This is a genomic window from Janthinobacterium longum, assembly GCF_051380735.1.
In the GTDB taxonomy this organism is placed as follows: domain Bacteria; phylum Pseudomonadota; class Gammaproteobacteria; order Burkholderiales; family Burkholderiaceae_D; genus Janthinobacterium.
In genome coordinates this window covers 1287619-1300350 of the sequence record NZ_JBNYXQ010000001.1, presented here as the reverse complement: position 1 = coordinate 1300350, position 12732 = coordinate 1287619, and the positions used below count along the sequence as shown (strand labels likewise).

At 62.8% G+C, this 12732-nt stretch carries 9 protein-coding genes; 7 read left to right on the top strand and 2 right to left on the bottom strand.

The genetic code is table 11. The features are described from left to right. Positions 1 to 24 precede the first annotated feature (24 nt). From ACQ4WM_RS05875 to ACQ4WM_RS05860, 4 genes are all read left to right on the top strand, one after another. On the top strand, positions 25 to 3174 hold the full coding sequence (locus ACQ4WM_RS05875) for an error-prone DNA polymerase (protein WP_436545744.1): 3150 nt from the start codon (positions 25 to 27) through the stop codon (positions 3172 to 3174). A 172-nt stretch (positions 3175 to 3346) separates the two neighbouring features. Then, positions 3347 to 4264: a MerR family transcriptional regulator gene (locus tag ACQ4WM_RS05870; RefSeq protein WP_436545743.1), complete on the top strand. Its 918-nt coding sequence runs from the start codon at positions 3347 to 3349 to the stop codon at positions 4262 to 4264. A 15-nt stretch (positions 4265 to 4279) separates the two neighbouring features. Next, positions 4280 to 4693: a BLUF domain-containing protein gene (locus tag ACQ4WM_RS05865; protein WP_436545742.1), complete on the top strand. Its 414-nt coding sequence runs from the start codon at positions 4280 to 4282 to the stop codon at positions 4691 to 4693. An 87-nt stretch (positions 4694 to 4780) separates the two neighbouring features. Beyond that, the gene (locus ACQ4WM_RS05860; RefSeq protein ID WP_436545741.1) at positions 4781 to 6493 is read left to right on the top strand and encodes a methyl-accepting chemotaxis protein; all 1713 of its coding nucleotides are present in this window, start codon (positions 4781 to 4783) and stop codon (positions 6491 to 6493) included. A 15-nt stretch (positions 6494 to 6508) separates the two neighbouring features. Here the strand turns inward: ACQ4WM_RS05860 and ACQ4WM_RS05855 are convergent, their stop codons facing one another. Further along, positions 6509 to 7411 (bottom strand): LysR family transcriptional regulator, encoded by a 903-nt coding sequence (locus ACQ4WM_RS05855; protein WP_436546206.1) that lies wholly within the window; start codon positions 7409 to 7411, stop codon positions 6509 to 6511. 86 nt (positions 7412 to 7497) lie between these two features. Between ACQ4WM_RS05855 and ACQ4WM_RS05850 the strand changes: the two genes are divergently transcribed. From ACQ4WM_RS05850 to ACQ4WM_RS05840, 3 genes are read left to right on the top strand one after another with little or no spacing between them, the layout of a single operon-like run. Continuing rightward, positions 7498 to 9045: an NADH-quinone oxidoreductase subunit L gene (locus tag ACQ4WM_RS05850; protein ID WP_436545740.1), complete on the top strand. Its 1548-nt coding sequence runs from the start codon at positions 7498 to 7500 to the stop codon at positions 9043 to 9045. 2 nt (positions 9046 to 9047) lie between these two features. Beyond that, positions 9048 to 11594 carry a YbcC family protein gene (locus tag ACQ4WM_RS05845; protein WP_436546205.1) on the top strand — a complete coding sequence of 849 codons (2547 nt, stop codon included), beginning with the start codon at positions 9048 to 9050 and terminating at the stop codon, positions 11592 to 11594. Positions 11595 to 11649: 55 nt separating this feature from the next. Further along, positions 11650 to 12132 (top strand): GNAT family N-acetyltransferase, encoded by a 483-nt coding sequence (locus tag ACQ4WM_RS05840; protein WP_436545739.1) that lies wholly within the window; start codon positions 11650 to 11652, stop codon positions 12130 to 12132. 63 nt (positions 12133 to 12195) lie between these two features. Here ACQ4WM_RS05840 and ACQ4WM_RS05835 read toward each other — a convergent pair whose 3' ends face one another. After that, positions 12196 to 12597 carry a PRC-barrel domain-containing protein gene (locus ACQ4WM_RS05835; protein ID WP_436545738.1) on the bottom strand — a complete coding sequence of 134 codons (402 nt, stop codon included), beginning with the start codon at positions 12595 to 12597 and terminating at the stop codon, positions 12196 to 12198. Positions 12598 to 12732: the final 135 nt, after the last annotated feature.

Sequence of the window (12732 nt, the reverse complement as noted above, 5' to 3'; positions counted from 1 at the left end):
TTATATACAGTATTGAGGTGCATCATGGTGGCGGCAAGCTTGCCCGATTACGCAGAGTTGTTCTGCCTGACCAACTTCAGCTTCCTGCACGGCGCTTCGCATGCGCAGGAACTGGTGGCGCGCGCCATCGAACTGGGCTATAGCGCGCTGGCCATCACGGACGAGTGTTCGCTGGCCGGCGTGGTGCGCGCCCATGGCGTGGCCAAGCGGGCGGACTTCCCCTTGATTATCGGTTCGCATTTTCACCTGACACATGCCGATGGCAGCCCTGCCTGGTCGCTGCTGGCGCTGGCGAAAAACCGCGAGGGCTATGGCAATCTGTCCGAGCTGATCACCATGGCGCGCACGCGCGCGGCCAAGGGACGCTATCTGCTGACACCAGACGATTTCGCCGCACCGTCGCCCGAGTTCGCACATCTGAAAGGCTTGCCCGGTTGCCTGATGATCTTGCTGCCCGCTTATCCAGCCGATGCCACCGCCTTGCGCCAGCAGGCGGCGTGGATGCAGGCCACCTTCGCCATGGAAGGCGAAAAAGAACGCAACTGGATCGGCCTGAACCTGCTGCTGCGCGCCCAGGATGATGCGCACCGGCACGCCGTGCAGGCAGTAGCACAGGCGCAGGGCTTGCCGGTGGTGGCGGTGGGCCATGTGTGCATGCATGTGCGCTCGCGCAAACCCCTGCTCGACACCCTGTGTGCGGTGCGGGTAGGCAAGCCGGTGGCCGAGTGTGGCTATGCGCTGGCGCAAAACGCGGAGCAGCATCTGCGCACGCGGCTGCGCCTGGGCAATGTGTATCCGGTGCAGGCACTGGAAGAAACCGTGCGCATCGCGCGCGAGTGCGATTTCTCGCTTGGCAGCCTGCGTTATGAATATCCCGATGAACTGGTGCCGCCCGGTCATACGCCGGCCAGTTACTTGCGCGAAGAAACCTGGCATGGCGCGCGCGCGCGCTTTCCGCTCGGTATTGCTGCCCATGTGCAGGCGCAGATCGAGCACGAGCTGGAACTGATTGCGGACCTGGCCTACGAGCCGTATTTTTTGACCGTCTACGACATCGTGCGTTTTGCCCGGTCGCAAAATATCCTGTGCCAGGGCAGGGGTTCGGCCGCCAATTCGGCCGTTTGCTATTGCCTGCATATCACCGAGGTGGACCCGGCTCGCGGCAATTCTCTGGTCGAGCGCTTCATGTCGCGCGAGCGCAATGAGCCGCCCGATATCGACGTCGACTTCGAACACCAGCGGCGCGAAGAGGTGATTCAATATATCTACAGCAAATATGGCCGGCGCCGTGCCGCACTGGCGGCCGTGGTGATCAGTTACCGGCCGAAAAGCGCTTTGCGCGACAGCGGCCGGGCGCTGGGCGTGGACCTGGCCATCGTGGAAAAAGTGGCCAAGGCGCACCGCTGGTTCGACGGCAAGCGCGACTTGCTCAATCGCCTGGCCGAAAGCGGGCTGGACCCGGAGGCGCCGCTGTCGCGCCAGTGGGCGACGCTGGCACAGCAACTGCTGGGTTTTCCGCGCCATTTGTCGCAGCATCCGGGCGGTTTCGTGATCGCGCAAGGCAAGCTGTCGCGCCTGGTGCCGATCGAAAACGCCACCATGGAGGGTCGTAGCGTGATCGAATGGGACAAGGACGACCTGGAAGAGCTGGGCCTGATGAAAGTCGACGTGCTGGCGCTGGGCATGTTGTCGGCGCTGCGCCGGGCTTTCGAGTTGGTCAGCCTGCGCCGTGGCGAACCGTTCGTGATGCAGGATATTCCGCCCGAGGACAAGGCCACCTACGACATGATCTGCGAGGCCGACACCATCGGCGTGTTCCAGATCGAATCGCGTGCGCAGATGAGCATGCTGCCACGGCTGCGTCCGCGCATATTTTACGATCTGGTGATCGAAGTGGCGCTGGTGCGGCCCGGGCCGATTCAGGGCGGCATGGTCCATCCTTATTTGCAGCGGCGCCAGCAAAAGGAGGCGGTGGCGTATCCGAAGGGGCTGGAAAAAGCGCTGGGCCGCACCCTGGGTATTCCGATTTTCCAGGAGCAGGTGATGCAGGTGGCAATTATCGCTGCCAAATTTTCTCCCGGCGAAGCGGACCAGTTGCGGCGCGCCATGGCGGCCTGGAAACGCAAGGGCGGCATGAACAATTATCATGAGCGTATCGTCGGTGCGATGGTTGCCAATGGCTATGATGAAGCCTACGCGCAAGCCATTTTCAGCCAGATCGAAGGCTTTGGCGAATATGGTTTTCCCGAGTCGCATGCAGCCAGTTTTGCGCTGCTGACGTATGCCAGTTCCTGGCTGAAATGCCACGAACCGGCCGCTTTTCTGTGCGCCTTGCTCAACAGCCAGCCAATGGGGTTTTACAGCCCCTCTCAGCTGGTGCAGGATGCACGCCGCCATGGGGTGCAAGTGTTTCCCGTCGACGTGGCCGTCAGCGGCTGGGAGGCGGCGCTGGAAGGCGACTTCGCTGCACCGGCCGTGCGGCTCGGTTTCAATACCCTGTTCGGCATGCGCGCCGAAGCGGCACAGCGCATTGAGGACGCGCGCGCCATCGCGTTGTTTGTTGACGTGGCCGACCTGGCGCGCCGGGCCCATCTGGATCGCCACGACTTGCAGATACTGGCCGGCGGCAATGCGCTGCAGGCCTTGGCCGGCAATCGCCATCAAGCCTTGTGGCAGGCCGCCGGCGCCGCGCCTGACAAGGACTTGCTGCGCGCCACCACGCCCGAAGAGGAGTTGCCGCAATTGTCGGCACCGACTGAAGGCGCCAGCATCGTCAGCGATTACCGTACGCAAGGGTTGACCCTGGGCCGTCATCCGCTGGCCTTGCTGCGCAAGCAATTGCTGGCGCAGCGCTTCATGCCTGCTTCCACCCTGAACTGTTATGCCAACGGCCAACTGGCGCGCGCCTGCGGCATCGTGACAGTGCGCCAGCGCCCCGGCACCGCCAAGGGGGTGCTGTTCCTGACGCTGGAAGACGAAACTGGCACCGTCAATGTGATCGTCTGGCCGTCACTGGTGGAGCAGCAGCGCAAAGAGGTGCTCGGCGCGCCCTTGCTGGGTGTTTATGGTGTGTGGCAGCAGGAAGGCATGGTGCGCAATCTGGTGGCCAAGCGCCTGGTCGACATGTCGCACCTGCTGGGCAGGCTGAGGCCCGGCAGCCGCGATTTTTGCTGAGGCGGGCGCGGCCGCATCGAAGGGCGTGGCGTGCGCGCCACGCCGGGCCGTGCAACAGACATTAAAATTGTTTCTTATTTGAAAAATTAAATTCCTGCGAGAAATAAGTTATTGCATTCCAGTAAGTAATAATCCATAATTTGTCTTAGACATTTCAGCGAATCAGGGTGCCATGTCAGATATACACACAATTGCAAGCATCGCGCTGGAAACCGGGATCTCCAAGGAGGTACTGCGTAAATGGGAAGAGCGTTATGGTTTTCCCGCGCCGCAACGCGATGCCAGCGGCCATCGGACTTATCCCGCGCAACAGGCAGTACGCCTGAAACTGGTCAAGCGCCTGATCGATGCGGGCATGCGGCCGTCGCAAGTGGTGCCGCTGGACGAGCAAAGCCTGGCGTCGCTGCTGCAGCCAAAGCTGCCGCTTGCTGTGTCGGATGACACCGATACGGCAGTGGTGGCGGCCCTGATGGCCATGTTGCGCTGTCGCGACCGTAACGCCTTGACGCAAAGGTTAAGGCAGGAAGTGCGCCAGCTGGGGCTGGAAAGGTTTGTGCTCGACGTGGTGTGTGCACTGAACATGGCAGTGGGGCAAACATGGGAGCGCGGGGAAATCGGCATACGCGACGAGCATATGTACACCGAGGTGTTGCAAAACCTGATACGGGAAGAATTATCGCTGGCGCAGCAGCCCGATGGTTTGCCGCGCATTTTGATGACCACGCCGCCAGGTGAATTGCATACGCTGGGTCTGCTGATGGTGGAGGCGGTCGCGACGTTTCACGGCGCTTGCGGCATTTCCCTGGGGGCGCAGACGCCGCTGGAAGAAATTGCACATGCGGTTGGCGATTATCACGCCGATATCGTCTGCCTGTGTTTCAGCGCTGCATTTCCGAAGCGCAAGATCGTACCGTTTTTAAAGACGCTGCGCGGCATGGTGCCGCCAGTGGTGGAAATCTGGGTCGGCGGTGCCGGCGTGGGCGCACTGGACAGTTCGCCGCGCGGCATCAGGATCATGACGGCGCTCGGCCAGCTTGGCGACGCCTTGAGCAAGTATCGCAGGGAACATAAAGTTCACACGACCAATTAATTTTAAGGAAATAGCATGTCGATCAATCAACTTGTTTATATGAGCCAGGCAACACGAAAAATGTCAGCCGAAGCACTTGCCGATATTCAAAAAACTGCCAAGAACAATAACCAGACCATGGACGTCACCGGTAGCCTGTTCTATAACGGCGGCTGGTTTTTGCAGGTGCTGGAAGGGCCGCTCGATACCCTGCAGGCGCTGTACAAAAAAATTGAAAAAGATCCGCGCCACAAGAATTCACGCATTCTTTATAACGAGCCGGCAAAATTTCGCACGTTTACGCGCTGGAGCATGAACATGACCAATCTCGATGACCGCCAGGCCGATAAATATGATGAGCTGGTCGAGGTGATCGAGGCCGCCAAGACAGACCGCAAGATCGGCGCCGTATCGCCGGCGGTCATGTTGCTCAGAATTTTCAAGGACTGATTTCACCGCAGCAGTGCCGCGCTGGTAGTGGAGATGTCGCTTATCCAGCGCTGGTCATACATCAATTCATCAATTCTGAATATACCCATGCAATTGTCCAATCTTAAAATCGGTGCGCGCCTGTATCTGGCCTTCGGCGCCATCATCGTCATGCTGGTAACACTGGTCACCATTGCCGAGATCAACTTCAACCGGCTCACTGCCGCCAATGCAATCAATGTGCATACCTATGAAGTGCTCGGTGAAGCCAGCGGCGTGCTCGAAAGCCTGATCAATATCGAAACCGGGCAACGCGGCTTTTCGCTCACCGGTCACGAGGCCTCGCTCGAACCGTATAACGAAGGCAAGAAAACCTTCAACCAGCGCCTGGCCAAGCTGCGCGACCTGACCTCGGATAACCCGGCGCAGCAGCAGCGTATCAAAGAGCTGTCTGAAGCCGAACAGAAGTGGCTGGCTGACGCGATCGAGCCGGCGATTGCGCTGCGGCGCAGTGGTGGCGAGGCGGCTGAGGCGATGGCCGCAGTCGTGGCGCTGGAACAGTCGAGCAAAGGCAAGGCCGGCATGGATGGCATGCGTGTCGTGCTGGGCCAGATCAGGCAGAATGAACAGGATCTGCTGCAGCAACGTTCACAGGATGCCGCAAAGCAGCGTGCCCGTACCGACATGATGATGATAGGTGGCGGCATGCTGGCGGCGCTGCTGGCGGCGGTATTGGCCCTGCTGCTTACCAGGAACATCACACGCCCGCTGCACGAGGCGGTGACGGTGGCGCAGCGGGTGGCGCAGGGCGACCTGAGCGGGCACATCACTGTGCGCAGCAAGGACGAAACCGGTGCGCTGATGCTGGCCCTGAGCACGATGAACACATCGCTGGTCGGCATCGTCCAGAATGTGCGTAATGGTACGGATACGATAGCGACGGCATCGGCACAAATTTCTGCCGGTAATATGGATCTGTCGTCGCGCACCGAGCAGCAAGCCAGTTCGCTGGAGGAAACGGCATCCTCGATGGAAGAGCTGACCTCGACCGTCAAGCAGAACGCCGACAGCGCACGGGAAGCGCGCGACCTGGCCAATTCGGCCTCCGACGTGGCAGTGCGCGGCGGGACCATGGTGGCCGAAGTGGTGGACACCATGGCCGCCATCAACGAGTCGGCGCGCAAGATCGTCGATATTATCGGCGTCATTGACGGCATCGCTTTCCAGACCAATATCCTGGCGCTCAATGCTGCCGTCGAGGCGGCGCGGGCAGGCGAACAGGGTCGCGGCTTTGCGGTGGTGGCGACGGAAGTGCGCAACCTCGCGCAGCGTTCGGCCAGCGCTGCGAAAGAGATCAAGACCCTGATCGATGACTCGGTCACCAAGGTCGACCAGGGCAGCAAGCTGGTCGACCGGGCTGGCGCTACCATGGACGAGGTGGTGCAAAGCGTACAACGGGTCAACAGCATCATCAGCGACATTGCGTCGGCCAGCGAAGAGCAAAAGACGGGCATCGAGCAGGTCAACCAGGCGATTGCACAGATGGACCAGGTAACCCAGCAAAATGCAGCGCTGGTGGAAGAGGCCGCGGCCGCATCGAGCGCCATGCAGGACCAGGCGACGGCGCTGTCGCAGGCGGTCAATGTGTTCCAGCTGTCCGACAGCGAGCGCATGTCGGCGGCCGCACCACAGGCGGCAGCCCCAGCCGCGACGCCGGCCCGGCCTGCGCCTGCCAAGCGCCAGCCGGCACCGAAGCAACTGGCGCGCTCATCAAGCCCAACCCCGTCGTCGTCGGCCAGCGACGACTGGTCCGAGTTCTAGCCCACCGTTGTCTGCTCAGTGGCGCGCCGGTGACTCGGGCGCGCCGGCGAGCAGTTGCTCCAGTACTTCAATGCGATGCCGGTGCGGCTTGGTGATCGCGTAGAAACGCTCCTCCAGATGCGCAGACTGCCCGACAATGACGAGCAAGCCGGCACGCAGCTCATCTTGCACCACCACCTCCGGCAGCACAGTCAGCCAGCCACTGTCGCGCGCAATCAGGCGCAGCATGGCCATGTCATCGACTTCGGCACGCAGCCTTGGACTGACCCCTGCGCTGGCGCACAGCGCATCGAATTGCGCTCGCAAGGCGTGGCGCGGGCCCGGCAAAGCAATATCCACGCCGTCCAGGTCTTCCGGGATGCGCAGGCTTTGCGATGCCCACTTGCTGGCCGGACCGACCAGCGAGATCGACTGGCGGCCCAGAAAACTGCAATGCAATGGCGAATCGGGGTTGGCCGGGATGGTTTCATTGGCCAGCACCACATCGAGCTGGTGCTGCACCAGCCGCGCCAGCAGGCCTTCCAGCAGCCCGGACTCCAAAGTCAGCACGACAGAGGGGTCGGCCAGCACGGGGCGGATCCAGTTCTCCTGGTAGTTGCGCGACATGGTCGCCACGCTGCCCACCCGCAGGCGGGTAATGCCGGCCGAGCGGCCGTGCAGGCGCCCCAGCATCTCCTGCCCCAGCCCGAAGATATTGTCGGCATAGGCCAGCACCAGATGGCCGGTATCGGTCAGCACAAGACGGCGGCCTTCACGCGCAAACAGCTGCTCGCCGATGCGCGCTTCGAGCTGGCGTATCTGCGCCGAAACGGCCGACTGCGAGGTGTGCAATTCCTCGGCCGCCTGCGTCAGGTGCCCGAGCTTGGCCACGCGCCAGAAGTAAAAGAGATGATGGAAATTGAACTGCTCGAGCTGAATCATTCTGTTTTCTGCATGTGTTTGTTCTGATCAATCTATTTTACATGCGTTCGTTTCCCGGGCATCATGTGTACGATCCATTGAGAATGAGGTATGCAGTGACGATAGCTGAAGTGTTGCATCTGGCCTGGGCCCTGGCGCCTGCCGCCTTGCTCGCTGCGATGGCGGCAGCCACCCGCCTGGGGCGTTTGCAGCCACCGGCCCTGTGGCGATTGTTTCAGGGCGTGTCGTATCTCGCGCTGCTGCAAAGCGCCATTTCCCTGCTGACAGGCACCGGTGGCGCGCAGTGGCACGGCATCATCAACGTCACTGCGCTGGGGCTGGTGCTGGCCGTGCTGGTGCAGTTGCTCGGCACGGTGATCGGCGCCACTTCGTCCCGCTACCTGCAAGGGGAGGCAAATCAGCGCCGCTATATCGGCGCACTTGCGGCGGTGCTGGCCAGCGTACACCTGCTGCTGCTGGCGGACCACTGGCTGCTGCTGATCGCGGCCTGGGCCGCCACCGGCATGGCGCTGCGCCATCTGCTGTGCTTTTACCCGGAGCGCCCGTTCGCCGTGCTGGCCGCGCAAAAAAAGACGATTGCCGACCGCCTGGCCGACCTGCTGCTGCTGGGCGCAGCAGCGCTGGCCTGGCACGAAACGGGCAGCGGCTCGCTGTCCGTCCTGTTTGAACATATTGCACAGCAGGGGCTGTCGATGCCCTTGCACGCGAGCGCCGTCCTGCTGGTGCTGGCCGTCACGCTGCGCAGCGCCTTGCTGCCAGTGCATGGCTGGCTGATACAGGTGATGGAAGCACCGACCCCGGTGTCGGCGCTGATGCATGCCGGCGTGGTGAACCTGGGCGGCTTTGTGCTGATCCGCTTTGCCGCCATGCTCGATCAGGCAGGCGCGGCACGCGCCTTGCTGATGGCGCTGGGCCTGGCGAGCGCCGTGCTGGCAGGCATGGTCATGCTGACACGTACCAGTATCAAGGTCAGGCTGGCCTGGTCGACCGTCGCGCAGATGGGCTTCATGCTGCTCGAATGCGCGCTTGGCCTGTATACCCTGGCGGCCCTGCATCTGATCGGCCATTCGCTGTACAAGGCACAGGCTTTTCTGTCGGCTTCCAGCGTGGTGCGCCAGACGCGTCTGCGCGCCCTGCATGCGCTGTCGTCACCAGGCGCCATCAGCATGGCGCTGGCACCCTTGCTGGCCATAGCGACAGTATTGCTGCTGACCAGCCTGCCTGGCGTGGCAGCGTGGCCATGGTGGTGGAGCGCGGTGCTGGGGCTGGCCTGGGCTCCGCTGCTGTGGCTGCCTGCAGCCCGGGCCGGTTCGCCTGCACGTGCTGCGCCGCTGCTGGCCGGGCTGTTGATGGTGGCTGGCCTTACGCTTGCCGCCATGCTCGGGCATGCGCTGCCGCTAGGCCTGCACGATACGCCTGATCACCGGCTGGGCATGATCGCACTGATCGGCATGTCCGCCTTGTATCTGTGCCAGTCGCTGCTGCAACTGCGGCCACAGTGGCTGTCGCGCTGGCGTCGCTGGAGCTACGCCGGTTTCTATCTTGACGAGGCTTACACGCGCCTGGCGCTGCTGCTCTGGCCCACTCGCCGCCCCCTGGCAGCGCCCCCTGACAACCATACCGGAAACTGATGATGGATACTTTTACCAGGCAGCTGTCTTCCACCGCCACCAGCGACGCTGGCGTAGCAGAAGTGGCCAGGCGCGCCGATATCGAACGCGTTTGCAACCAGGCGTGCCAGGCGATAGCGCCTGCCTGGCCGCTGGACCGCGCCATTGCTGTCAATCCGCACTGGTCGCGTATCGGCATGCCGGTACGCCGGGTGGCTGCGCGCATGGCCGTACTGGGCGCCATCCATGTGTTCGCGCCGCGCGAGCAGTTGCGCCGCGCCTGGCAAACCGGGCGCATCAGCGCGGCCGACCTGGCCCAGGCGCTGCAGCAATTGCCCGAAGCGCAGGCGGCCGGCATGACGCCGGAGCAGTGCGTCAACATCTTGCATACCAATTCACAACTGCGTCAGTTGCCGCTGCTGATCGACGTACTGGACAATGATCCGAAACGCCACGCGCGGCTGTCCTGGCGCCAGGCCGTCACGCATCAGGTCAGCCAGACCTGCGCCGCCTACTTCGATCAGCAGCAGGCTGGCTGGCAGCCGCAGCGTGATCAGGGCTTGTACGGCTTCTGGAAAGAGACCCTGCAAAATGACCCTGCCATAGGCTTACTGATGGGCTTGCCTAACCTGGGGCGCGCCATCAAGGCCTTGCCCGCCACGGCCGGCGATGCCGAGCGCTGGGCGCTTGAACGCATGGGGCTGGAGCCTGCGGTGTGGGCCGATTACCTGGAGTCGGTATTGCTGAGTGTCAATGGCTGGGCCTCATGGTGCGCTTATCTGGGCTGGCAGGCTGGCCTGGAAGGAGGCAAGGACGCGCACCTGCGCGAGTTGCTGGCGATACGCCTGGCCTGGGGCGCAGTGCTGCTCGAAGCGAGCGACGATGCAGGCCACCGGCAAGCGTTTCTGGCACTTCAGCAGGCCTGGCGCCAGGCGCCGCAGGTGCTGGAAGAGGCGGAACGCAACTTGCTGGCTGACGAACTGTGGCAGTGTGCGCTGGAAGTGGGCTATCAGCGCGAACTGGCGCAAGCGTTGGCCTCGGCCGGTAATGCGCCGCCAGCACCGGCACCGCCAGTAATCGAAGTGCAGGCGGTGTTTTGCATCGACGTGCGCAGCGAACCGCTGCGCCGTGCCATGGAGGCTGCGTGGCCGGCCGTGCAGACGCTGGGTTTTGCCGGCTTTTTCGGCCTGCCGGCAGCGTACACCCCGCTGGCGACGCCGGCGCGCCGCCCTCAATTGCCCGGCTTGCTGGCGCCTTCCGTCGAGGTGTGTGACCGCATCGCCAGCGCCGCGCCGCAAGAGCGCGATACCGATGCACTGCTGCAAATCGCTGCCGGCCGCGCGCGCCAGTCCCGGCTCGGCAGGGCCGAGCAGTGGCTGGCGGCCAGCCACTGGCCCGGCGCTGCCTTTTCCTACGTCGAAGCAGCTGGCCTGGGTTATCTGGGCAAACTGGGCAATTGGTTGTTGCCCAGCAAGAAAAAACGCAGCCGCGACGACCTGCATGGCCTGCCTGCCCGCTACCGTGCCATTTGCCGGCCGCAACTGGTGGGGCTGGACCTCGATGCCCGCGTTGCACTGGCGGCGCGGGTGCTGCATGCCATGGGCCTGGAACGCTGCCTGGCGCCGCTGGTGCTGCTGGTCGGCCACGGCAGCCAGTCGTTCAACAACGCCCATGCAGCAGCTTTGGACTGCGGGGCCTGCTGCGGCCAGAGCGGCGAAGTCAACGCGCGCAGCCTGGCGCAACTGCTCAATGACGGCGCAGTGCGGCGCGGGCTGTGCGCGCGCGCCATCATGGTCCCGGACGCCACGGTGTTCGTGGCTGCCCTGCATAACACCACCACCGATGAGATCGAGGGTTTCGATCTGGACTTGCTGCCGGACCTGGCGCGCCCGCGCTGGCAGAAGATGGAGGCGGTGTTTGCCGAAGCCGGCGACCAGGTGCGCCGCGAGCGGGCCACCAGCGTTCAGCTGGACCCGCATGCGCCATACGATGTGCTGTTGAACCAGCTGCGCCGCCGTGGCAACGACGGCGCGCAAACGCGGCCTGAATGGGGGCTGGCCGGCAATGCGGCGTTGCTGATCGCGCCACGACACCGCAGCCGTGGGGTGACGCTGGGCGGGCGCAGCTTCCTGCATGACTACGACAGCGGCGAAGATGCCGACGGCAGCGTGCTGGAATTGCTGATGACCGCGCCGATGGTGGTGGCGCACTGGATCAACTGGCAATATCATGCATCGACCTGCGATCCGCAGCGCCTGGGCAGCGGCAACAAGCTGCTGCACAACGTGGTCGGCGGCACCATTGGCGTGTTCGAGGGCAACGGCGGCGACTTGCGCATCGGCCTGTCGCACCAGTCGCTGCACGACGGCGAGCGTGCGATGCACGAGCCGCTGCGGCTGACCGTGGTGATCGATGCGCCCAGGGCGGCGATCGAGGCGGTGATCAACAAGCATGCGCTGGTCAGGCAGTTGCTGGAGAACCGCTGGCTGCACCTGTGGCGCTTCGAACAGGCTGGCCTGGAGCGCCTTGAGCATGGTCGCTGGTCTGTGGTGAGCCTGGCGACTCAATAACGTTTATGCATGCTAAAGCTTGTCGCCGCACAGGGCGTCATGGCATGCTCTGTGCATGACTATCCTGCCTGAACTTGTGCTGCGCCCGGCGCTGCTCGCCGACGCGCCCGCCATCGTCGCGCTGATCGACGACCTGATGCCATTTCTGACCTTGCATCCGGACGGCGCCGGGGCCGAGAAATTCATCGAACACTGCCGCCTGCCGGCCATCGAAAATTATCTGTCGCAGGAAAAATACCGGTACCAGATCGCCCATCTCGATGGCCAGTTGGCCGGCGTGGTGGCGATGCGCGACAACACGCATCTGTTCCACCTGTTCGTGCCGCGCGCGCTGCACCGCTGCGGCATCGCCCTGCAGTTGTGGCAGGCAGCGCGCGATGCGTCGATTGCGAGGGGCAATACGACGGGCTTTACCGTCAATTCCTCGGTATATGCCTTGCCATTTTATGAAAGCCTGGGTTTTGTGGCGACGATGCCAAAGGTGGAGCAGGATGGCATTGCCTATGTGCCGATGCGCTTGATGCTCGCTGGCGGATGAATTTGCGTGGCAGGCAGCAAAGTGCCGGAGGCAGGCGCGGTAGCCTGTCTCCGGCACGCGCTATCAGCGCGCGGTGGTGCCGTAGTAGCTATGGATCTCGTTGGACCAGGTGGTGTCGGCCATGTCTGGCCAGTTGTCCGTGTCGAAGCCGGGGGCGTTTTCGATGCGTTCCTTGTCGATGTTCAGGGTGAAACGCTTGTTGACCGTATCGAGCAGCAGGGCTTCCCAGGGAACGGCAAACAGCTTTTCGCCGATGGTGAAAACACCGCCGTGCGACATCACGGCGTAGGCAATTTTGCCGCTGCGCATGTCGATCATGATTTCCTTGATTTCACCGAGATGTTCATCCTTGGCGTTATGCACGTGGTCGCCGATCAGGGTGTCGGCGCCCATCAGTTCGGGGCCAGGACCCTTATGGCCACGGTCCACATACATGCCATAGGCGTCGCGTTCTTCATAGCTCATGATTTACCTCCGTTGAAAAATTCCAGTTTGTGGCAGGGCGACCTCGGGGTCTGTTCGCTCATTCACATAATCTATAAGAGTGTAAATATTTCAACTATTGCCGATCTGCGCGCTGCTTGTCGTTACGCCCTGGCA

Coding starts and splice junctions, on each gene's coding strand:
- ACQ4WM_RS05835 (WP_436545738.1), bottom strand. CDS start 12,597: ATGAGCTATGAAGAACGCGACGCCTATGGCATGTATGTGGACCGTGGC.
- ACQ4WM_RS05875 (WP_436545744.1), top strand. CDS start 25: ATGGTGGCGGCAAGCTTGCCCGATTACGCAGAGTTGTTCTGCCTGACC.
- ACQ4WM_RS05865 (WP_436545742.1), top strand. CDS start 4,280: ATGTCGATCAATCAACTTGTTTATATGAGCCAGGCAACACGAAAAATG.
- ACQ4WM_RS05870 (WP_436545743.1), top strand. CDS start 3,347: ATGTCAGATATACACACAATTGCAAGCATCGCGCTGGAAACCGGGATC.
- ACQ4WM_RS05840 (WP_436545739.1), top strand. CDS start 11,650: ATGACTATCCTGCCTGAACTTGTGCTGCGCCCGGCGCTGCTCGCCGAC.
- ACQ4WM_RS05845 (WP_436546205.1), top strand. CDS start 9,048: ATGGATACTTTTACCAGGCAGCTGTCTTCCACCGCCACCAGCGACGCT.
- ACQ4WM_RS05860 (WP_436545741.1), top strand. CDS start 4,781: ATGCAATTGTCCAATCTTAAAATCGGTGCGCGCCTGTATCTGGCCTTC.
- ACQ4WM_RS05850 (WP_436545740.1), top strand. CDS start 7,498: ATGAGGTATGCAGTGACGATAGCTGAAGTGTTGCATCTGGCCTGGGCC.